This window comes from Aeromonas sp. 130281 (assembly GCF_056642115.1).
Genome location: NZ_JBWVQS010000001.1, coordinates 1,477,261 through 1,495,204, shown reverse-complemented (window position 1 = coordinate 1,495,204; position 17,944 = coordinate 1,477,261). Strand labels below are relative to the sequence as shown.

17 protein-coding genes, 10 tRNA genes and 2 pseudogenes are annotated in these 17,944 nt (G+C 62.5%); 15 read left to right on the top strand and 14 right to left on the bottom strand.

Going from position 1 to position 17,944, the window contains the following annotated elements; genetic code table 11:
• Positions 1–96 precede the first annotated feature (96 nt).
• Positions 97–1,374: an alpha/beta hydrolase gene (locus AC1IN8_RS06775; protein ID WP_479758423.1), complete on the bottom strand. Its 1,278-nt coding sequence runs from the start codon at positions 1,372–1,374 to the stop codon at positions 97–99.
• Between the two features lie 522 nt (positions 1,375–1,896).
• Between AC1IN8_RS06775 and AC1IN8_RS06770 the strand changes: the two genes are divergently transcribed.
• Positions 1,897–2,118, top strand: a complete 222-nt coding sequence (locus tag AC1IN8_RS06770; protein WP_080675078.1) for a hypothetical protein — start codon at positions 1,897–1,899, stop codon at positions 2,116–2,118.
• Positions 2,119–2,182: 64 nt separating this feature from the next.
• Here the strand turns inward: AC1IN8_RS06770 and AC1IN8_RS06765 are convergent.
• Both AC1IN8_RS06765 and AC1IN8_RS06760 read right to left on the bottom strand, forming a co-directional pair.
• A tRNA-Asn gene (locus AC1IN8_RS06765) sits at positions 2,183–2,258 on the bottom strand.
• Between the two features lie 5 nt (positions 2,259–2,263).
• Positions 2,264–2,339 (bottom strand) — tRNA-Phe (locus AC1IN8_RS06760).
• Between the two features lie 613 nt (positions 2,340–2,952).
• Here AC1IN8_RS06760 and rraB point away from each other — a divergent pair.
• Positions 2,953–3,288, top strand: coding sequence for a ribonuclease E inhibitor RraB (rraB, locus tag AC1IN8_RS06755; RefSeq protein WP_025325934.1), 336 nt, complete (start codon positions 2,953–2,955; stop codon positions 3,286–3,288).
• Between the two features lie 70 nt (positions 3,289–3,358).
• Here rraB and AC1IN8_RS06750 read toward each other — a convergent pair whose 3' ends face one another.
• Positions 3,359–5,329: a putative bifunctional diguanylate cyclase/phosphodiesterase gene (locus tag AC1IN8_RS06750; RefSeq protein WP_139436744.1), complete on the bottom strand. Its 1,971-nt coding sequence runs from the start codon at positions 5,327–5,329 to the stop codon at positions 3,359–3,361.
• A gap of 166 nt (positions 5,330–5,495) precedes the next feature.
• On the opposite strand from AC1IN8_RS06750, the gene AC1IN8_RS06745 reads away from it, so the two are divergent.
• Positions 5,496–5,990 (top strand): hypothetical protein, encoded by a 495-nt coding sequence (locus AC1IN8_RS06745; protein ID WP_025325936.1) that lies wholly within the window; start codon positions 5,496–5,498, stop codon positions 5,988–5,990.
• A 63-nt stretch (positions 5,991–6,053) separates the two neighbouring features.
• Here the strand turns inward: AC1IN8_RS06745 and AC1IN8_RS06740 are convergent, their stop codons facing one another.
• Positions 6,054–6,971 (bottom strand): cupin domain-containing protein, encoded by a 918-nt coding sequence (locus tag AC1IN8_RS06740; protein ID WP_479758422.1) that lies wholly within the window; start codon positions 6,969–6,971, stop codon positions 6,054–6,056.
• Between the two features lie 113 nt (positions 6,972–7,084).
• Here AC1IN8_RS06740 and AC1IN8_RS06735 point away from each other — a divergent pair, with 113 nt between their 5' ends.
• Positions 7,085–7,414, top strand: coding sequence for a carboxymuconolactone decarboxylase family protein (locus AC1IN8_RS06735; protein WP_024945875.1), 330 nt, complete (start codon positions 7,085–7,087; stop codon positions 7,412–7,414).
• Between the two features lie 224 nt (positions 7,415–7,638).
• Here the strand turns inward: AC1IN8_RS06735 and AC1IN8_RS06730 are convergent, their stop codons facing one another.
• From AC1IN8_RS06730 to rsgA, 6 genes and pseudogenes are all read right to left on the bottom strand, one after another.
• A complete protein-coding gene (locus AC1IN8_RS06730) occupies positions 7,639–8,043 on the bottom strand; it encodes a hypothetical protein (RefSeq protein WP_202046616.1) in 405 nt (134 codons plus the stop codon).
• Between the two features lie 2 nt (positions 8,044–8,045).
• The gene (locus AC1IN8_RS06725; protein ID WP_005327324.1) at positions 8,046–8,309 is read right to left on the bottom strand and encodes a DUF2960 domain-containing protein; all 264 of its coding nucleotides are present in this window, start codon (positions 8,307–8,309) and stop codon (positions 8,046–8,048) included.
• Positions 8,299–8,430 (bottom strand): annotated as a pseudogene (locus AC1IN8_RS06720) (VF530 family DNA-binding protein); the annotation flags it as partial. The pseudogene AC1IN8_RS06720 and the gene AC1IN8_RS06725, both read right to left, overlap by 11 nt.
• The gene (locus AC1IN8_RS06715) at positions 8,414–8,683 is read right to left on the bottom strand and encodes a VF530 family protein (protein WP_479758421.1); all 270 of its coding nucleotides are present in this window, start codon (positions 8,681–8,683) and stop codon (positions 8,414–8,416) included. The gene AC1IN8_RS06715 and the pseudogene AC1IN8_RS06720, both read right to left, overlap by 17 nt.
• Entirely contained in the window at positions 8,680–9,552 is an 873-nt protein-coding gene (gene asd / locus AC1IN8_RS06710) for an archaetidylserine decarboxylase (RefSeq protein WP_479758420.1), read from the bottom strand. The genes AC1IN8_RS06715 and asd overlap by 4 nt, the downstream gene beginning before the upstream one ends.
• A 42-nt stretch (positions 9,553–9,594) precedes the next feature.
• Positions 9,595–10,629, bottom strand: coding sequence for a small ribosomal subunit biogenesis GTPase RsgA (gene rsgA, locus AC1IN8_RS06705; protein ID WP_479758418.1), 1,035 nt, complete (start codon positions 10,627–10,629; stop codon positions 9,595–9,597).
• Positions 10,630–10,720: 91 nt separating this feature from the next.
• Here rsgA and orn point away from each other — a divergent pair, with 91 nt between their 5' ends.
• The 6 genes from orn (at position 10,721) to AC1IN8_RS06675 (ending at position 11,938) form a co-directional block, all read left to right on the top strand.
• Positions 10,721–11,266: an oligoribonuclease gene (gene orn / locus AC1IN8_RS06700; protein ID WP_139436732.1), complete on the top strand. Its 546-nt coding sequence runs from the start codon at positions 10,721–10,723 to the stop codon at positions 11,264–11,266.
• Between the two features lie 177 nt (positions 11,267–11,443).
• Positions 11,444–11,519 (top strand) — tRNA-Gly (locus AC1IN8_RS06695).
• 24 nt (positions 11,520–11,543) lie between these two features.
• Positions 11,544–11,619 (top strand) — tRNA-Gly (locus AC1IN8_RS06690).
• A 29-nt stretch (positions 11,620–11,648) separates the two neighbouring features.
• Positions 11,649–11,724, top strand: a tRNA-Gly gene (locus AC1IN8_RS06685).
• 38 nt (positions 11,725–11,762) lie between these two features.
• Positions 11,763–11,838: transfer RNA gene (locus AC1IN8_RS06680), tRNA-Gly, on the top strand.
• A gap of 24 nt (positions 11,839–11,862) precedes the next feature.
• Positions 11,863–11,938: transfer RNA gene (locus AC1IN8_RS06675), tRNA-Gly, on the top strand.
• Positions 11,939–12,221: 283 nt separating this feature from the next.
• On the opposite strand, the gene AC1IN8_RS06670 is transcribed toward AC1IN8_RS06675, so the two are convergent.
• The 3 genes from AC1IN8_RS06670 to AC1IN8_RS06660 form a co-directional block, all read right to left on the bottom strand.
• A complete protein-coding gene (locus tag AC1IN8_RS06670; protein WP_005327092.1) occupies positions 12,222–12,431 on the bottom strand; it encodes a cold-shock protein in 210 nt (69 codons plus the stop codon).
• Between the two features lie 270 nt (positions 12,432–12,701).
• Entirely contained in the window at positions 12,702–13,370 is a 669-nt protein-coding gene (locus AC1IN8_RS06665) for a LysM-like peptidoglycan-binding domain-containing protein (protein WP_139436730.1), read from the bottom strand.
• A gap of 99 nt (positions 13,371–13,469) precedes the next feature.
• A complete protein-coding gene (locus AC1IN8_RS06660) occupies positions 13,470–15,572 on the bottom strand; it encodes a methyl-accepting chemotaxis protein (protein WP_162519214.1) in 2,103 nt (700 codons plus the stop codon).
• 251 nt (positions 15,573–15,823) lie between these two features.
• Between AC1IN8_RS06660 and gltX the strand changes: the two genes are divergently transcribed.
• The 5 genes and pseudogenes from gltX (at position 15,824) to AC1IN8_RS06635 (ending at position 17,942) form a co-directional block, all read left to right on the top strand.
• Positions 15,824–17,239: a glutamate--tRNA ligase gene (gene gltX / locus AC1IN8_RS06655; RefSeq protein WP_479758417.1), complete on the top strand. Its 1,416-nt coding sequence runs from the start codon at positions 15,824–15,826 to the stop codon at positions 17,237–17,239.
• An 11-nt stretch (positions 17,240–17,250) separates the two neighbouring features.
• Positions 17,251–17,386, top strand: a pseudogene (locus tag AC1IN8_RS06650) (glutamyl-tRNA synthetase); the annotation flags it as partial.
• A gap of 237 nt (positions 17,387–17,623) precedes the next feature.
• Positions 17,624–17,699: transfer RNA gene (locus AC1IN8_RS06645), tRNA-Ala, on the top strand.
• A gap of 28 nt (positions 17,700–17,727) precedes the next feature.
• Positions 17,728–17,803, top strand: a tRNA-Ala gene (locus tag AC1IN8_RS06640).
• Positions 17,804–17,866: 63 nt separating this feature from the next.
• Positions 17,867–17,942 (top strand) — tRNA-Ala (locus AC1IN8_RS06635).
• Positions 17,943–17,944 lie beyond the last annotated feature (2 nt).

The following is a 17,944-nucleotide window of genomic DNA, read 5'->3' as shown; positions in this document are numbered from 1 at the left end:
GTGTCCTTGTTGTTTTGTGTTGCTTCCGACAGGGCGGGGCGGCTCATGGGCCGCCCTCGATATTCTTTTTATGGCGGGCTCGTCGCCCGAGCGGGATCAGCGATCCCGATTCATGCGGATGAGCCTGTCCAGGATCTGCTCGCCGTCGACTCTCAGGCCGTTGTGCTCGTACTCGTTGGTGATCCAGGCGCGGCTGTTGCCAAGGCCCCTGAGGGTGTCGCGGCTGTAGTCGAACTCCACGTACATGTCCTCGGCATAGACGGCGCAGGCGACCGGCACGGGGTTCTTGGCCAGCTGCGCCGGGTCGTAGAGGGGGCCCCAATCGGCCTTCTTGGCCAGCAGGTGGGCGGCCTCCTTGAGCGGCATCAGCTCGCGAAACTGCTCGAACATCCAGGGGAAGATCATCTCGCCGGTGAAGGCGAAATCCTTGCCGGGCGCCCAGGCCAGGGCCGGGTACTCCCCCCTGATCCGCTCGGCCGCCCAGTTGCTTGCGCTCCCCTCGCAATAGATGGACTCGTGCAAAATGGCGAACACCGGATTGGTGTTGAACGGCTGCATGGCCTGCATCTTGTAGAGGAAGGCGGGGTTGATCCGCTCGCCGATGAAGGCGTCCTCCAGCAGGTAGTAGAGCTCCTCGAAAGCGCCGCTGGCGCCGAGATCCAGCCCCTGCTGCTGCAACTGCTCCACCGTCAGGCGCTGGCCGTTAGGCAGGCGCACGTCGTGGCGGTGCAGGTGGGTCGCCAGCCGGTTGGCGATGGCCTGGACATGGGGGAAGCGGGCGAAGAAGGCGCGGTTCTTGTCCGCCACCCGTTGATAGGTGGCGCGGTAGACCTCGTCCGCGCTGCGACCTATGGGGGCCACGCCGCCGGTGAGGTAGACCTCGTGCAGGCTGTCCGGGAACAGGGAGAGATAGGTGAGGCTGCAAAAGCCGCCGAAGCTCTGGCCAAGCAGGCTCCAGGGCCGGTCCGGGCTCAGGGTCTCGCGAATGTATTCGGCATCCCGCACTATGCTGTCGGCGCGAAAATGGCCGAGGTAGCCGGCCTGCTCCCCCGGGGTGAGCCCGGCCAGCGCCTCGGCGTTGATGGGGCTGGAGTGGCCGGTGCCGCGCTGATCGAGCAGCAGCACCCGAAACTCCTGCAGGGCCCGCTTGATCCAGCCGCCGCTCGCGGTCGGGCGCGGCGCGCCAAAGCCCGGCCCCCCCTGCAGATAGAGCAGCCAGGGCAGCTCGTCATCCAGCCTGTCCTGGCGACAGAGGGTGCGGCCAAACAGGGTGATGCTCTCCTCGTCATCCGGTTTCTGGTGGTTGAGGGGCACGGTGAAGAAGTGTGGCTCGCAATGGATGCCATCCAGCACATAGTGCAAGGGGCTGCTCATCTGGGGTCTCCCTGGGATCGGAAATCGTCGGCCTCATCATAGCCCCGGCTCGCAGACGGGTCACGCCGGTTTTCCCGATATTGGGCGGACCCATGACGAGGCTCTCTCCCGAGCGCCCGGCCGCTTTATTGTTGCGGACCGATTGACCTTGAGCTGAACCGGGATCAAGATGAGCGGCCTGCCGAGGAGGGCAGGGGAGCTGGACACAACAGGATGAGGTGGGCTCGATGAGGCCGCGATGGATAAGGTTCAGAAAGAGAAGAAAAGAGACGGATCCTGAGGGCGTGCTGCAGGCAGGGTTGCTGGTATTCAGCGCCACCTGCGGGGCGACCCTGTTACTGGCGGCCTGTAACGGCGGCTAGCAGTCATGAAAGGCCCACCCGACAGGGTGGGCTTCTTCATTTGTCTCCCTTTTTTGGCAGGGGTGGACCGGCCTGGAGCCCTTTGCTGGCGCGGGTTTGCGGTAGTCTGATACCTGCTGCTATGGTCAATTTACGACGGGATCCACAGAGGGAGGCGATCATGAATAGTCGTGAAAGGGTACTGGCTCATTTGGCCACAGATCACCGGGTTGCAGGATTGACCGCTGGCGAGGCTCTGGCCGGTATCAGCCACTCGATGAGTTCGCTCCTGCTGCAACAAGATCAGCACTTCTTCCGCTCTCATGCCGATGATCCTTGTCACGAGGTCGCCCGGGCATGTTCTGCCGGTCATGTCTGGCACGGTGACGAGAATCGCTATTAGGGGATGACATTTCGGGAAGGGGAGATGCAGAAAGGCCCGCTCAGATGAGCGGGCCTTTCGAATTTGGCTCCTCCTGCTGGACTTGAACCAGCGACATACGGATTAACAGTCCGCCGTTCTACCGACTGAACTAAGGAGGAATTATTGGTGCCCAGAGACGGAATCGAACCGCCGACACGGGGATTTTCAATCCCCTGCTCTACCGACTGAGCTATCTGGGCAACGGCGCGCATTAAACCCTTTCTGCGCCGAGGTGTCAACCGCCGGGGGCAGATTGTGGCATCGTTCGCTCGATAACCGAACAATCGGCCCTGTTTCATCCGTTTTTCCGCCTTGTCGCGCCGTTTTCATGGGCAACCCGGGCAAAAGGGGGGGCGTATTCCCCCTGGACGGGCGTCATGACTCAGTGGCTACCATGACCCAGGCCCATCATAGGGGGCGAGCCGATGAGCGGGCGCCTTGCTTCTGAGGGTGTGTCATTCAAACGAGCTCTGTCATGCTCCCGGGCTGACCCTCTGTCATCGGCACCTCCAGGGTGGAAAACACCGACTCCCAAAGAGCCTGCAATCTGTCTTGCTTGCCTCAAGCCGGAGGGGGCTGTGCCTGTCAAAGGCGGGTTATTGCACTTTTTGACCTTTTTACGGACACCCCCCTTTGGTGGGGAGCGGGCAAGGCAGTTATCTTGGTCCGCCGCATTGAGCCCGTTGCGCTCTGCGGGTATGCTTTGCCGCAACCATCCCCCTGGCGGCGACCCGGGCCGACGCGGCCGCAGCGTGCCTGCCAGCAGGGGCTGACATCCATCCAATACCGCCTGGGGTTTATATGAGTATCAACATGCAAGAGTGGCGCGACGAGACCACCGCCATCGTCAACGAGCTGCTGGCCGATGGCAGCAACCCGAGTCTGGACTACGAGATTGAGCACCACTTTGCCTGCCAGGACTTCGATCTGCTGGAGAAGGCGGCGGTCGACCTGTTCAAGGCCGGCTTTGAGGTGACAGATGCCGAGGAGATGGAGCTGGATGATGGCGCCACCATCTTCTGCTTCGATGCCACAGTGGAGTGCAAGCTGGATATCGAGACCATAGTGGCCGACATCGAGAAGATGCTGCCTATCCTGGAAAAATACGGCGTGGACTACGACGGCTGGGGCACCTACTTCCAGGAGTAAGCGCGCCAGAATCGATGCGTCTGCAAACACAACAAGGCCACCCTAGGGTGGCCTTGTTGTTGGCGCTGCCTCAGGCCGGCAACTGGTAGTTGCGGGCAAACTCGGCGGGAGGCAGGGGGCGGCTGAACAGGTAACCCTGCAGGCGATCACAGCCCGCCTGGGCCAGCCAGGCCTGCTGCTCCACGGTTTCCACCCCTTCGGCGGTGATCCTGATGCCGAGCTCATGGCCGAGCCCGATGACGGAGCGCACTATGGCGGTGGTGGCCTGGTTGCTGGCCAGCCCCTGGGTGAAGCTTCTGTCGAGCTTGAGGGTGGCCACCTGCAGCCTCGGCAGGTAGGCGAGGGAGCAGTAACCCGTGCCGAAGTCGTCGATGGCGAGCTGGAAGCCCGCCTCGATGAGGCAGGCCAGGTTGCTCTCTATCTCGTCGGCATTCTCCATCAGCACCCCTTCGGTGATCTCCAGCTCCAGCTGCCAGGGGGCCAGCCCGTGGCGCTCGATGCAGTCGAAGATCTGCGGGCAGAGTTCGGGGTCGCGGAACTGCAGCGGCGACAGGTTGATGGAGAGCACCAGATCCGGCGCCGCCACCTGCCAGCGGGCCAGCTGGGCACAACCCAGCTCCAGCATCAGCTGGCCGAGCTGGCCGATGAGGCCCAGCTCTTCCGCCAGGGGAATGAACTCGTCGGGGGAGATCATGCCGAACTCAGGATGAGGCCAGCGGCAGAGCAGCTCGGCCCCGTGCAGCCGGTTGCTGTGGGTGCAGATGATGGGCTGGTAGACGGCGGTCAGTTCGGCCGACTTGATGGCCAGCGGCAGCTGGGCGGCGATGTGCTGACGGCGCTTGAGCTTGGCGTCCAGCTCGGGGTCGAACAGGGTGCAGTGCTGCTGCTGGCGCTTGCCCTGGGCCAGGGCGGCTTCCGCGTGGCTCAGCAGGCGCTCGGCCTCCTTGGCCTTGCCGTGGGCGATGCCGAGGAAGACCGGGATCTGGATCCTGTGCTCCTCGACCTGATAGGGGGCCATCAGCTCCTGTTGCAGGTTGCGGCTCCACTCATCCAGGGAGAGGGGAAGCTCGGGCAGCAGCAGGGCGAAGTCATCGGCGGCGACCCGGCAGAGCAGGGACTGGGGCGGCGCCAGCCGTTGCAGGCGGCGCGCCACCTGGCTGAGCAGGCGGTCGGCGACCCGGATGCCGAAGCGATCGTTGATCTCGCGAAAATGTTGCAGATCCACCAGCAGCAGGCTGGCCTTGCGGGCGCCGAGGTGGCGGCTGGTCTGCAGAAAATGGGAGAGCTTGAGCAGGCCGGTGAGGCTGTCGTAGTGCTGCTCCTGTTGCAACTGGGCCTGGGTGGTGCGCAGCCCTGTGATGTCGCGGCTCAGGGTGAGAATGCCGAGGGAGTTGCCCTCGTCGTCCGGCACCTCGACTCGGGTGACCTCCAGGTGGCGCCCCTTGCCCTGGGCATCCACCACGCAATATTCCCCCTGTCCCAGGGTCTGCTCGACGGGCAGGCGGGGGGGCACTCGCCGACCCAGGGCATCGCTTGCCGTCAGCCCCATGAAGTCGAGGAAGGCCTGATTGCAGTCGATGAGCACGCCCTGGTGATCTTCGAGGCGAATGAGGTCCGGAATGGCGTCAAGCAGGCGGCGTTGCAGCAGTTGCTGCTGGCGGAAGGTCTGCTCCAGCTCCTTGCGCTGGTCGATGGCGCTGACCATGGCAAAGAGGGCGAGGGGGTTGCCCTGCTCGTCATAGAGCGGCACCTTGTGGATCTCCATCCAGTTGGCGCCGGCGCCACCGTGGCAGTGCAATTGCTGGTGCAGCAGGGGCTTGCCTTCGGCCAGCAGGCGCCCGTCCTCCTCGCGAAACAGATCGCCCCAGGGCATCTCGGCGTCCGTCTTGCCGATGAGATCGCTCGGCTGCGGCAGCCCGGCCTCCCGGGCGAAAGCCTTGTTGGCAAACAGGTACCGTCCGGCCGTATCCCGGCAGAAGATATTCATGGGTAACTGGTCGATGATCTGCTGCAGCAGCGCCAGGGAGAGCGAAGAATTCACGTGAGCACTCACGGGGGAGACTTCGAGCAAATCTATGATAACAGGTCAGTTTTGTAAAGCTTGGGTTAAGAATCCGCCATTTATGAGGATCCCTGCTGACAGTCTGTGTCGTGATCGCCATAATAGCCGCCGGTTGGCCTATGGCCTTATGGACGAGAGAAGCAGCATGAAGAAGATAATGGGGGGCGCCCTGGCCCTGTTGATGGTGGGTTGTGCCAGTGACAACAATGGTGGCGAGCAGTACCGCTATACCCCGCCGGTTGCCAAGGCGACCAACAACACCCAGGAGATGGCAATTCCGGTGGATCTGGTGTGGGCCCGCGCCGAGAAGTGGTTTGGCGATCACGGTCTGAACATCGAAAACAGCCAGCGTGGCTCAGGTCTGATGACCGCCAACGTCGAAAACTCGGCCGAGGGGCTGGAGTGGCTGGATTGCGGCACCATGGGTTCCAAGGTCGCACTGGGCAACCCCAATCTGCAGATCAACCTGATCATCACCCAGAGCGGCAACAACAGCGTGGCGACCGTCAACGTCAAGGGCAACACCCAGCTCTACTTCGTCGAGTCCTCCGGCGAGCGCGTGCTGGCTCCCTCCATCACCCCGGTCTGCGTCTCCCGCGGCAGCCTGGAGCAGAGTCTGTTCGCCACCCTGGGCAACTGATCCTGCCCTGCCTGTGCGCATGAAAACCCCGTTGCCTGCAACGGGGTTTTTGTTTTTGGCCCGCTAGCCGGGCAGGGCCGGCCAGCCCTGCTGGCGAAAGCGGCCAGGCGCCATCCCGCTCGACTGCTTGAATGCCTTGGCAAAGGAGGCCTCCGACTGATAGCCGACCCGCTGCGCCACCTCGGCAAGGGGGAGTTGATCCGGGTGGCGCAGCAGCTCGGCCGCCCGCACCATCCGCACCCGCACCATGAACTCCCAGACGCTGCAGCCCAGCCGCTGGCGAAAGTGGCGAAAATAGGTGGCGCGGGACATGGCGGCCAGCGCCGCCAGTTCATCCACGCTCCAGGGGTGGGCCGGGTCGGCCAGCATGGCCTGCAGCGAGCGGCCCAGCCTGGGGTCTTGCAGGGCGCCGACCAGCCCTCGCGCCCCGTGTGGATCGCTGGCATGGGCCCGCAGCCCCATGGCCAGCAGCACCTGACTGAGGGCCGTCAGCACCGCCCCCGAGCCCTGCTGTTCGCGGGCCAGCTCCTGCTGGATCAGGCTCAAGACCAGCTCCAGCGCCTGACGGGACTCGCTGGCGAGCAGCGGGATGCAGAGCGGGCTGGGCAGGGCATCCAGCAACAGCGGCCGCAGCGGTCCCTGATAGCGGTACTCGCCGCACAGAAACTCCACCTGATCGCCGCCATCGCCCCTCTGCGGCAGCAACCCGTCGCCCGGCTCGGCCAGGGTCAGGGGGTCGCCTTCCCGCCAGATGGTATGAGGCTCGCCAGCGGGCAGCAGCAGCAGATCGCCCGGGCGCAGTGCCACGTCGTCTCCCTGCACCGTGGTGACCCGGATCTCTCCCCTCATCAGCAGGTGAAACGGCATCACCCCGGCCGGGCTCTGCGCGTGGGGCAGCCTGAAACCGCCGCGATAGAGGCAGCGCACATCGAACGTGCCCTGGATGCCGGCCTGGCTGATCAGCTGGTCTATCTGGTTCATGATTCTATTTGACTGTTATTTGCGTCTTTAAAGTATTAAACGACTCAATCCTCGATGCAATACTGGCTTCATCGAGCAGGCAGGGGCCTGTTCTGTCACACCGGAGAGTCAAGATGCAAGACTGGGATCAATACCGCAAACAGTTGATGGGCCGCGTCATGGAGCTGGGCACCCTGAGCCCGGATACCCTCAAGGGTTATCAGCAGCTGTCGTCCGCCGGCAGCAAGAGCGGCGTACTCGATGGCAAGACCCGCGAACTCATCTCGCTGGCGGTGGCCGTCACCACCCGCTGCGATGGCTGCATCGCCGTCCATGCCGATGCCGCCCTCAAGCAGGGGGCCAGCCGGGCGGAGATTGCAGATGCACTGGGGGTTGCCGTTGCCATGAATGCCGGGGCCGCCATGGTCTATTCTGCCCGGGTGCTGGATGCCATCGACCGTTGAGCCAGGATGGGGCGGCTCTGACGCCGCCCTGCCGCCCTGCCGCCAGGTTGTCGGTCTGCCGGCCAGTCCCTGTCGGTTCCAGCAAGTTGAGTGACCCTGCCTACCTTTGCCGCGCCCCACGGGCGTGGCTTTTTTGTCTGCGGGCTGGCCTGCCGGCAATGGTTCGCGCTTTCCAAAAACAAAACCCCCGGCTGGGCCGGGGGTTGGATGCTTATCTCAGGGGATCAGGGCTGGAGTGCGCTGTCACCGTGAAACAGCGCCCGCTCGCCGGACTTGAGCACATAGCCCTTCCAGGGGAAGAGCTGGTAGGCCCCTCCCTGCCAGGACCAGTTTCCCTCCTCGCCCTGGCGGTCAAGGGGGATCAGCTCGCCGCTTGGCAGGGTCAGCTCGGCCTTGCTCCGATCGGCGTTGAACAGCACGAAGGCGCTGCCGGTCTCGGTGGCCTCGAGGGATTGCAGGCGCACCCCCTGTTCGAACAGGCGTACGCACTGGCCGAGCAGGGGGGACCACTGGTAACCTGCGCTGGCACGGCAGCCGTGGGCATCCTGATCGTTGCCGACCAGCTGGGGAGTCTGGGTGCTACAGGCCGCCAGCAGCAGGGAGGCGGCCATCAGAGTCAGGGTTCGCATGCTCACTCCTGCTTGTCTTCGAGATTGTCCCGTTCGATCACGACATTGGAGAAGCCCAGCTCCTTGAAGTAGTTCTCCCTGTAGTCCTTCACGCTCTTCTTGTCGCGGCGGCACACCTGGGCCAGCTGGGCCTCCATGGCGTGGAAGCTGGAGAGATCCAGCCCCTCGGCCGCGGCGATGGCGTCATAGATGCTGTTGAACTTGTCGTTGGCGTAGCCTATCTCTTTGGCCTGCTTCTTGTAGGTGTAGGTAATCTTAAACGCCACTGGGGTCTTCCTTCTGTTTGGCCTGTTTGCGCTGAACGTAGAGATAGAGGCTCTCTACCTTCTCTCGCGCCCAGGGAGTCTTGCGCAGGAACTTCAGGCTGGACTTAAACACTGTGGGATCCTGCCTGTTTCGCCTGCTTGCGCTGGACGTACAGATAGAGGCTCTCGACCTTTTCCCGCGCCCAGGGAGTTTTTCGCAAGAATTTCAGGCTGGACTTGACGCTGGGATCCTCGGTGAAGCAGCGGATGTTGATCTGCTGCCCCAGGGCTTCCCAGCCGTAGTGCTCGACCAGGGCGGTGACGATCGCCTCCAGGGTCAGCCCGTGCAGCGGGTTGTTTTTCTGCGAGCTAGCAGGCTTCGGCTGGTCACTCATGCCTGCTCCGCCAGCTTGGCAAAGGGCTGACCCATGCGGGTGGTGACGCCGTTGGCCAGGTGGGGTTCGAAACCGGCCAGCATGCCCGGGCCAAACAGGCAGACGACTGTGCTGCCGAGCTTGAACAGCCCCATCTCGGCGCCCTTTTGCAGGGTGATGGCCTCGTCGCCGGTGTAATCCCAGCGCACCACTTCCTTCTGTCTGGTCGGCGCTATGTTGCCGGCCCAGATGGTCTCGATGCTGGCGACGATAGTGGCGCCCACCAGCACCAGCGCCATGGGGCCGTGCGGAGTGCGGAAGGTGGCAACCACCCGCTCGTTGCGGGCGAACAGGTTGGGCACGTTCTCGGCGGTGAGCGGGTTGACGGAGAAGAGATCCCCCGGCACGAACACCATGCTCTCCAGCACGCCGTCCAGCGGCATGTGGATGCGATGGTAATCCTTGGGCGCCAGATAGATGGTGGCAAAGTCCCCATCCTTGAACGGCGCCACCAGATCCTCGAAGCCGCCCAGCAGCTCGCGGGCGCTGTAGTCGTGGCCCTTGGCCTGGATGATGCGGCCCTGGTTAATGGGGCCGAGCTGGCTGACGGTGCCGTCCACCGGCAGGGCCAGGGTCATGGCATCCTCGACCAGGGGGCGGATCCCCGGCTTGAGCTCGCGGGTGAAGAAGGCGTTGAAGCTCGCGTAGTGGGCCGGATCCTCGTGCAGCGCTTCGCTCATGTCGACGCCGTACTGCTTGATAAAGGCCTCGATCACCCGGGTGGTGAGGTTGCCAGCTTCGGCGGCGGCAAGCTTGCCGACCAGGCGGGAGAGGGCATGTTTGGGCAGGCAGTATTGACCGGCAATTTTCAGGTTGTCAGTGATGCTCATGATCTTCATCTGCTCTTTCTAAAAAGAGGGAGGTTGATTGGGTCACAGCCGGGCTTGTTGCCGACCGTGGCGGGCTTCCTGCATGGTTTCCAGGATGCGGTGATAGTTGTGGAAGCGGTCAGGGCTGATGGCGCCACTGCTGACCGCCGCCCGCAGGGCGCAGCCGGGATCGTCCTTGTGGGTGCAGTCGCGGAACTTGCAACTGCCGAGGTAGTCGCGAAACTCCACGAAACACCAGGTGATGCGATCGGCTTCCAGGTGCCAGAGGGCGAACTCGCGGATCCCGGGGGAGTCGATGAGATCGCCGCCGCTCGGGAAGTGATAGAGCCGCGCCGTGGTGGTGGTGTGGGTGCCCAGCCCCGAGTTTTCGGAGATCTCGCCGGTGAGCACGCCGAGCCCCGGCATCAGGGCGTTGGTCAGGGACGACTTGCCCACCCCGGACTGGCCGACGAAGATGCTGATCTTGTCGGTCAGGGCGGCTTTCAGCTCATCGAGCCCTTCGCCGCTCTCGCAGCTCACCAGGATCACCGGGTAGCCGAGCTTGCGGTAGGCGGCGAGCTGGCCCTCGACCCGGGTGCGGGCCACCTCGTCCAGCATGTCGACCTTGTTCAGCACGATGAGGGGGGCGATCTCCACATCCTCGGCGGCCACCAGGTAGCGGTCGACGATGTTGGTGGAGAACTCGGGCATCACCGCCGAGACGATGACTATCTGGTCGATGTTGGCGGCGATGGGTTTGACCCCGTCGTAGAAGTCCGGCCGGGTCAGCACCGAGTGACGGGGATGCACCGCCTCGATGACGCCGGCGGTCGCGGCATTGAGACCGGGACGCCACACCACCTTGTCACCGCACACCAGGCTGTTGATGCTGCTGCGCCTCAGGTTGCTGCGGTGGATGGTGCCATCGACGGCTTCCACGTCCGCATGCTGGCCGAAGCGGCTGATCACCACCCCTTCGATGGCCGGGCCAAACAGGGTGTCATCCACCACAGTGGTGTGATCTTTTTGCAGCCGCCGCTCGCGGTTGGCCTGAACGCGCCTCTGTTGACCCAGATTGAGTTTTGCTTTCTTTGCCACTCGATTCGCCAGTTTATGAACAGATCCAAAGCCAGTATGATACATGCAAATTGGCAAAATTCCGCCATTCCTCCCAATAGAGAGAGCAATCATGACAGTCAGCGCGCAGAACCTGGTATGGATCGACATGGAGATGACGGGGCTGGACCCCGAAGAGAACGTGGTTCTGGAGATTGCCACCATCATCACCGACAAGGATCTGAACGTGCTGGCACAAGGGCCCGTCATCGCCATTCACCAGAGCGATGAAGAGCTGGCCAAGATGGACGAGTGGAACGTCAACACCCACACCAAGAGCGGGCTGGTGGCCCGGGTCAAGGCGAGCGAGCACGACGAGGCCCGCGCCGTGGCCGAGACCCTCGAGTTCATCCGTCAGTGGGTGCCGGAGCGCACCAGCCCCCTGTGCGGCAACAGCATAGGCCAGGATCGCCGCTTCATGGTCAAGCACATGGGGGAGCTGGAAGCCTTCTTCCACTACCGCAACGTCGACGTCAGCACCATCAAGGAGCTGGTGCGCCGCTGGCAGCCGGAGCTGCTGGAAAAGTTCACCAAGAGCGGTTCCCACCAGGCGCTGGACGACATCCGCGAGTCCATCGCCGAACTGCAGTTCTACCGCAGCCACGTCTTCAAAATCTGAGTCCCCGGCAAGGGGTTGCCGTCGCCCGGTTGCTAAAATCGGCAGTTCGGCCAGCTTTTGAGCGAACGGCTGCACAGTGACAAAAAAGCCCTTGCAATTGGAATGACTGCTCTTATAATTCGGCTCCCGTACAGTAGCGCAAGCAACCAAATGCTGTACGGCTGTTTTAAGGTAGTTGCGGGAATAGCTCAGTTGGTAGAGCACGACCTTGCCAAGGTCGGGGTCGCGAGTTCGAGTCTCGTTTCCCGCTCCAAAAGTTTGCAGATGATATTCCGATGCGGGAATAGCTCAGTTGGTAGAGCACGACCTTGCCAAGGTCGGGGTCGCGAGTTCGAGTCTCGTTTCCCGCTCCAATCATCAGCACAGCCTCAAGACACATGTAGCGGGAATAGCTCAGTTGGTAGAGCACGACCTTGCCAAGGTCGGGGTCGCGAGTTCGAGTCTCGTTTCCCGCTCCAATACGTATTAGTAAGCTACTGCAGATGATTATTCCGATGCGGGAATAGCTCAGTTGGTAGAGCACGACCTTGCCAAGGTCGGGGTCGCGAGTTCGAGTCTCGTTTCCCGCTCCAATCACTTGCAGAAGACATCCTGTTGCGGGAATAGCTCAGTTGGTAGAGCACGACCTTGCCAAGGTCGGGGTCGCGAGTTCGAGTCTCGTTTCCCGCTCCAATCTCTCTTCAAATTCAATCTCTCTCCCCCAAGCTCACGAATCCAATCTCTCTTCGAAGTCCTCATCATCCATTTGAATTGTCCATCACATCGCGCCGCGATGATTTGTCGTATCCGGCATTCAGCCAGATCAGACCCATGTCTTCTGTAGCCGCTTTGTGCACAGGTGTTGGGGAGGGTGGTGGTTGCTGCGGACAGGCTTATGAGCGTGGCGGGGAAGGGGAAACGGCGGGCAAAAAAATAGGAGGGGCCTTGGCTCCTCCTGCGAGTTCACGAGTGCGGCTTAGAGCAGAGTCACGTTCTCAGCCTGGGGGCCTTTCTTGCCCTGGGTCACGGTGAACTGGACTTTTTGACCTTCAGCCAGGGTCTTGAAACCAGTGCTCTGGATGGAGGAGAAGTGAACGAAAACGTCCGGTCCCTGGGATTGCTCGATGAAGCCAAAACCCTTGGTTTCGTTGAACCATTTTACTTGGCCGGTGCGAATGTCAGACATGTGGTAAGTCCTATCTATAACAAAATGAAACTAACGCCTTGTTGGGCAGCATTTGCCTAGAATGCAGGGGCCTACCCATGACTGACTACGTCAATTTGTTCCAGTGGCATGCAGTACAATCCCTGTCTAAAGCACAATCGATTGTACTGGAGCCCGATCCCTTGTCAATTTGGCACTTTTCATTTTTTGAGCGAGCTAAAAGTATTGGGAAGTCAGCGGCTTGTTTCATGCTTCTGGTCAAAAAAACGGGAGGCCATGGCCTCCCGTTTTTTATTCCTTGAGGGCGAACCCTTCACCCTGTCGGTCGTAGCGGTAGTTTGCCTGACCGAAGGAGCGGATCTCGACCCGCTGGATGCGGCGGCCTGTGTCCACCAGGATGAACACCGACTTGCCCGATTGCAGCCGGGTCAGCGGCCTGTCCGGCCCCTCTATGGCGATCAGGCGGCTCAGCTCGGCGCCGGGCAGTTCAAACTTGCGCCAGATGGAGTAGAGGGTCTCGCCAGCCTGCACCTCGTGCTGCAGCCAGGTGCCATCCACCTTCTCCTCGACCGGTTTGGCCGCGACAGGCGCACTGCCTGCGGCCCCGTTGCCCACGGTCAGCGCCTGGGTCGGCACGGCCAGCGGCACGGCGAGCGAACCGGAAGGGGCCGCCCTGGGGGCGGCGGGGGCGGGTTCCCAGGCGAGCAGCAACAGCCAGAGAGGCACCAGCACCAGCAGGCCTATGGTGTGCTTGCGCGGCAGCGGGCTCGCCAGCTTGAATGAGCTGGTTCTGGGTTCCTTGTTGCGTTGACCAAGGCCGCTCATGCCCTGACCGAGGCGCTGACGCAGGGGCAGGGTAGCGGCATTGATACGATGGAGCAGGGTTCCTTGTGATTCGTCCTGGCGACGCTGCTGGGCTCGTCTGTTATGGCCACGTGGGCGACGGTCCGGGGTGGGCACGGCATTTACCTCTCACTACATTGCCTGCCATCAGGCAAATATAGCGCCTATGGTAAACGGACTCGCCCCCGAGGGGGAGAGCCCTGAGCATGAAAATTATCAGCTGAGACGAAATTGCCCCAGCAACTGCTGCAAACGCTCGGCCGCCTGGCGCAAGGCCTGGCTGGCTTTCGCCGTATTGGTCGCATCCTGGGCGATGTCGTTGGCCAGTGCGTTGGTTTTTGACAGGTTGCCTGAGACTGTCTCGGAAACCGAGCTCTGCTCCTCGGCGGCGGAGGCTATCTGATAGGTCATGTCGTTGATGGTGGCGATGGCCTGGAAGATGCTGTCGAGGGCCGCCTCCGCCAGATCGGCCTCGCCCACCGCCTGATGGGTCAGCTGCTGGCTCTGCTGGATGGCGTTGACTGCATTGGCCGAGCTGTGGCGGATCTTCTCGATCAGCTCCTGGGTGTTCTGCACCGCCTGCTGGGTGTTGCCCGCCAGCTTGCGTACCTCGTCGGCCACCACCGCAAAGCCGCGCCCCTGCTCGCCGGCCCGGGCCGCTTCGATGGCGGCGTTGAGCGCCAGCAGGTTGGTCTGATCGGCGATGCCCTGGATGACGGTGAGTATGCTGGTGATCTGCTCGCTGTCGTGGGCCAGCCCCTCGACCACCTCGGCCCCCTTGCCCGCCTCGGCCGCGACCTTGTGCATGGACTGGATCACCTGCTGGAAGCGTACCTTGCCCTGATCCGCCGCCCCCTGTGCCTGCTTGGCGGAGTCGGCGGTGTTGTTGGCGTGGGTGGCCACCTCCTGGCTGACATAGGACATCTCCTGCACCGCGGTCAGCATCTGCTCCATTTCCGCCTGGTGATGCTGCAGGTTGCTGTCGGTCTGGCCGGCGATGCGGTCGGTATCCCCCGCATGGCGATGGACCTCGCTCGCGGTCTTCTGCACGTCCCCGAGCAGCACCTGCAACTTGTCGATGAAGCGGTTGATGCCGCGGGCCAGTGACCCCAGCTCGTCCTGGGAGCGGGTGTTCAGGCGCTTGGTGAGATCCCCCTCGCCATCGGCGATGTCATCCACCAGGCTGACCATCTGGCGGATGGGGCCCGTGATGCTGCGGGCGATCACCAGCATGGTGGCCAGGGCCAGCACCAGAACGATGAGGGCACCGATGAGCTGCTGGGTCATGGCGGCCCGGTTCATCTCGGTGAGCTGGCTCTCCAGCTGATCGGCCCCCGCCAGCACCACCTGGTAGGGCAGGGTGACTATGATGGCCCAGTTGCGGGCCATGCCCGGCACAGCGATGGGCACAGAGATGCGAAACGCCTCGTCAAGCTCCTGGCGTTGCAGCTCGGGCTTGAGGTATTGCTGCCAGCCGTCGCCCAGCAGCTTGTCGGCGCGGCTGCCGAGCAGGCTGGGGTCCCCGCTGGTGCCTGTGATGACGCCGGCGGCGCTGACGATCAGGGTCTCTCCCTTGCCGTCATAGATGTTGCTGTTGAGGGACTGGGCCTGGCGGCTGATGGAGTCCACCGCCAGATCCAGCGCGGCAATGCCCTTGAACTGACCGCCCACCAGTATGGGGGTGGTGATGGTGCTCACCAGCACCTGCTGGCCGTTGATGTCCACCTTGAAGGGATCGATGAGGCAGGAGCGCCCCTCCCGTTTCGGGCAGGCGTAGTAGTCGTTGGCCGGATTGCCGAATTCGTCCGGGTCGCTCTTCTCGATGGAGAGCAGCAGATCCGAGCCAATGTTCTCCTTGTCGCGATAGAAGTAGGGGACGAAACGCCCCTTGTCATCGCTGCCAAGGGCACTCTGGCCTGCGAAGGCGCTGTCCTGGCCGTCGAAGCCGTTGGGCTCGAAGCCCGCGAAGGCGCCGTAGAGCTGGGGTTCCAGGCCGAGCTGCGCCTTGAGCAGATCCGTGGCCTGCTGGCGATCCAGCGGCAGCTTGCCCCCTTGCTGTTGGGCGAAGACGCTGGCCATCTGCTGGGTATAGGAGAGTCCCTTTTGCAGCAACTGGGTGATGGTGGCGGCCTCGGCGCGGGCGTTGGCACTCACCTTCTGCCAGGCCTCCTGCTGCAGGGCGGCGCGGCTGGAACTGATGGTCAGCTGCTGGGACTGCTTGCTCGAGTATTGGTTGAGCAGGATCAGGATGACCAGGGCCGTGGTCATGGCGACCCCCGCCAGTACCAGGATGCGATTCTGGATGGAGCGAAACTGCATCTCGTGTTCCTTGTGAGTAGAAAGTTGTATGAATTATCGGCATGGCGGGAGATTCCTCCAGCAATGTTGATCAGCAAAGCTGAAAATGAGGGGCGGTTCTGCGATCCCTCTCAAAGAACGGTACCCCGGCGGAATCAAGACCTGTTTAGGCCCCGGCTATTGCATGGTTTTCCCATCCGTGATTCTGAGTGCTAAAATGCGACGGTTTTTTCTAACGCATTGGCCCAAGGCCCTCTACACAAGGCTTAAAGATGAAAGTCAAAACCCGTTTTGCTCCCAGCCCGACCGGCTTTCTGCATGTCGGCGGTGCCCGTACCGCACTCTATTCCTGGTTGTTCGCAAAGAGCCAGGGCGGCGAGTTCGTGCTGCGTATCGAGGATACCGACCTGGAACGTTCCACTCAGGAGGCGATCGACGCCATCATTGAGGGCATGGAATGGCTGGAGCTGAACTGGGATGAGGGCCCCTACTACCAGACCAAGCGCTTCGATCGCTACAACGGCATCATCGACGAGATGCTGGCCGATGGCCGTGCCTACAAGTGCTTCTGCTCCAAGGAGCGCCTGGAGGCGCTGCGCGAAGGCCAGATGGCGAGCGGCGAGAAGCCCCGCTATGACGGCAAGTGCCGGGATGCCGCCCACGATCACCCGGCCGATGCGCCCCACGTCATTCGCTTCCGCAACCCCACCGAAGGCTCAGTGGTGTTCGATGACCACGTCCGTGGCCGCATCGAGTTCGCCAACACCGAGCTCGACGATCTCATCATCCGCCGCACCGACGGCGCCCCCACCTACAACTTCTGCGTGGTGGTCGATGACTGGGACATGGAGATCACCCACGTGGTGCGTGGCGAAGACCACATCAACAACACCCCGCGCCAGATCAACATCTACAAGGCCCTGAACGCGCCCGTGCCTGAGTTTGCCCACGTCTCCATGATCCTGGGTGACGACGGCGCCAAGCTCTCCAAGCGCCACGGTGCTGTCTCCGTGATGCAGTACCGGGACGACGGCTACCTGCCGGAAGCCCTGCTGAACTATCTGGTGCGTCTGGGCTGGTCCCACGGCGATCAGGAGATCTTCAGCCTGGAAGAGATGATCAAGCTGTTCAGCCTGGACGCCATCTCCAAGTCCGCCTCCGCCTTCAACACCGACAAGCTGCTGTGGCTCAACAACCACTACATGCGCAGCCTGGATCCGGCCTATGTGGCCAAGCACCTGGAATGGCACATGGCCACCCAGAACATCGACACCAGCAAGGGCCCGGCGTTGCCTGCCGTGGTGACCCTGCTGGCTGAGCGCTGCAACACCCTGGTGGAGGTGGCCGCCCAGAGCCGCTACCTGTTCGAAGAGTACGAGGCCATCGACGAAGCGGCCGCCAAGAAGCACCTGCGCGGCGTCGCGGCCGAGCCGCTGACCCTGGCCAGGGCCAAGCTGGCGGCGCTGGAGACCTGGACCACCGAGGCGCTGCACGAGCTGATTGAAGCGACCGCCGCCGAACTGGGTCAGGGCATGGGCAAGGTCGGCATGCCGCTGCGCGTGGCCGTGACCGGTCTGGGTCAGTCCCCTGCCATCGATGCCGTGATGGCGCTGGTGGGCAAGGAGCGGGTGCTGGCCCGCATCGATCGTGCCCTGGCCTATATCGAAGCGCGCATGGCCGCCGAGTAAGCTTGCCGTCGCACATTGCCGTCACCGGTCTGGGGTAATCTCTCCCCCGCCATCGACGCCGTGATGGCGCTGGTGGGCAAGGAGCGGGTGCTGGCCCGCATCGATCGTGCCCTGGCCTATATCGAAGCGCGCATGGCAGCCGAATAAGCCTCTGCCATTGCTTGAAAAAGGGCTCCCGCAAGGGGGCCCTTTGCTTTTGTGCGGCGCTCAGATTCATGACATAAAACAGCGACATAGCGACGCAGTTGGCGGTAAAAACAGCTAACTGGCTGAATTTTGACTAAACGCTCCAACGGGCGTTATTTTTGGGTTGACAGCAAAGCGGGTGATGCCTATCATGCGCCTCCGTTGCCAGAGATAACTTTGGTAGCGCCGAGGTGAGTTGGGGTTATAGCTCAGCTGGGAGAGCGCTTGCATGGCATGCAAGAGGTCCGCGGTTCGATCCCGCGTAGCTCCACCAAATTCTCCTCGAGCAATCTGGAATCCAAGGGGTTATAGCTCAGCTGGGAGAGCGCTTGCATGGCATGCAAGAGGTCCGCGGTTCGATCCCGCGTAGCTCCACCAGGTTCCCGATTGAAATGAAGTACCCAGGGCAGTGCGGTGTGTAACACCCAGGCCGACCTTTGTGGGGTTATAGCTCAGCTGGGAGAGCGCTTGCATGGCATGCAAGAGGTCCGCGGTTCGATCCCGCGTAGCTCCACCACT

Excerpts from the sequence above, each read along its gene's own strand:
- AC1IN8_RS06775 (WP_479758423.1), bottom strand. The coding sequence starts at position 1,374 with ATGAGCAGCCCCTTGCACTATGTGCTGGATGGCATCCATTGCGAGCCA.
- AC1IN8_RS06770 (WP_080675078.1), top strand. The coding sequence starts at position 1,897 with ATGAATAGTCGTGAAAGGGTACTGGCTCATTTGGCCACAGATCACCGG.
- rraB (WP_025325934.1), top strand. The coding sequence starts at position 2,953 with ATGCAAGAGTGGCGCGACGAGACCACCGCCATCGTCAACGAGCTGCTG.
- AC1IN8_RS06745 (WP_025325936.1), top strand. The coding sequence starts at position 5,496 with ATGAAGAAGATAATGGGGGGCGCCCTGGCCCTGTTGATGGTGGGTTGT.
- AC1IN8_RS06740 (WP_479758422.1), bottom strand. The coding sequence starts at position 6,971 with ATGAACCAGATAGACCAGCTGATCAGCCAGGCCGGCATCCAGGGCACG.
- AC1IN8_RS06735 (WP_024945875.1), top strand. The coding sequence starts at position 7,085 with ATGCAAGACTGGGATCAATACCGCAAACAGTTGATGGGCCGCGTCATG.
- AC1IN8_RS06730 (WP_202046616.1), bottom strand. The coding sequence starts at position 8,043 with ATGCGAACCCTGACTCTGATGGCCGCCTCCCTGCTGCTGGCGGCCTGT.
- AC1IN8_RS06715 (WP_479758421.1), bottom strand. The coding sequence starts at position 8,683 with ATGAGTGACCAGCCGAAGCCTGCTAGCTCGCAGAAAAACAACCCGCTG.
- asd (WP_479758420.1), bottom strand. The coding sequence starts at position 9,552 with ATGAGCATCACTGACAACCTGAAAATTGCCGGTCAATACTGCCTGCCC.
- orn (WP_139436732.1), top strand. The coding sequence starts at position 10,721 with ATGACAGTCAGCGCGCAGAACCTGGTATGGATCGACATGGAGATGACG.
- AC1IN8_RS06670 (WP_005327092.1), bottom strand. The coding sequence starts at position 12,431 with ATGTCTGACATTCGCACCGGCCAAGTAAAATGGTTCAACGAAACCAAG.
- AC1IN8_RS06660 (WP_162519214.1), bottom strand. The coding sequence starts at position 15,572 with ATGCAGTTTCGCTCCATCCAGAATCGCATCCTGGTACTGGCGGGGGTC.
- gltX (WP_479758417.1), top strand. The coding sequence starts at position 15,824 with ATGAAAGTCAAAACCCGTTTTGCTCCCAGCCCGACCGGCTTTCTGCAT.